General features: G+C 70.5%; 1 protein-coding gene. It reads left to right on the top strand.

What is annotated here, in order from left to right; genetic code table 11:
- The first annotated feature begins 79 nt into the window (after window positions 1–79).
- A complete protein-coding gene (locus KDL01_RS41370; RefSeq protein WP_212534185.1) occupies window positions 80–961 on the top strand; it encodes an LLM class flavin-dependent oxidoreductase in 882 nt (293 codons plus the stop codon).
- Window positions 962–1023 lie beyond the last annotated feature (62 nt).

Here is a 1023-nt window from a genome sequence, read left to right as displayed (position 1 = left end):
CTGCCCCACTGCCCCACTGATCGACTCATCCACACCTGCAGATCCACACCTACTGCACCAAGAGACGGGAACGCGAGATATGGCTAGGGATTTCCGGGTCGGCATCATGTTCGACCGGGAGCAGCCGCCGGAGCAGCTGACCGCATTCGCCCGACTGGTCGAAGACGGCGGCGCGGACGACCTGTGGCTGGTCGAGGACCTGAGCTGGGGCGGCTCCATCGCAGCAGCGGCCACCGTGCTCGCAAACACGCAGCGCCTGCGCGTCGGCATCGGCCTGTGCCCCGCGCCCCTGCGCAACCCCGCGCTCCTCGCCATGGAACTGGCCACCCTCGCACGCCTGCACCCGGGCCGGCTCGCGGCAGGCATCGGCCACGGCGTCCCCCAGTGGATGCGCCAGGTCGGCGCGTGGCCCAAATCTCCGCTCGCACTCCTGGAGGAGACCGCGCACGCCCTGCAGACCCTCCTGCGCGGCCAAGAGCTCACCGCACACGGCAAGCACGTCACCATCGACGGGCTACGCCTGGTCCACCCGCCCGAGCAGGTCCCCCCGGTCCTGATCGGCGCCATGGGCCCGCGCACGCTGCGACTGGCCGGCCGGGTCGGCGAAGGCAGCATCCTGGTCGAGGGCCTCGACCCCAAGCACCTCGCCGCAACCCGCGCCGTGGTCGAAGAGGGGCGGGCCGAGCGCACCGAGCCCGGCCCCCACGAGACCGTCGCCCTGGTCTACGTCCACGTCTCCGACGACCCCGACCTCTCCCACGTCACCGGCCCGGTGGCGGCAGAACTCTCCGCCGTCCTCGACGTCCCGGTGGAAGAGATCTTCTTCGCCGCAGGCCCGCCCGCCAAAGTCGCCGAGGACCTCCAGAGCCTGCACGAGGCCGGCGTCGACACCTTCGCACTCCACCTCGTCGGCGAGGACCAGTTCGAACAGGCCCGCCGGGTACTCGACGCACTGTGCTGATTCACGTGTACTGATTGACGTGTACTGATTTCTCCGTGCTCGCCCGCCCACCCGTCGCGTGG

This window comes from Actinospica durhamensis, from assembly GCF_018139695.1.
Classification (GTDB): domain Bacteria; phylum Actinomycetota; class Actinomycetes; order Streptomycetales; family Catenulisporaceae; genus Actinospica; species Actinospica durhamensis.
This window is presented reverse-complemented; position numbering and strand designations above follow the sequence as displayed.

What these genes read in the sequence shown, in the direction of transcription:
- KDL01_RS41370 (WP_212534185.1), top strand. Translation starts at nt 80, where the DNA reads ATGGCTAGGGATTTCCGGGTCGGCATCATGTTCGACCGGGAGCAGCCG.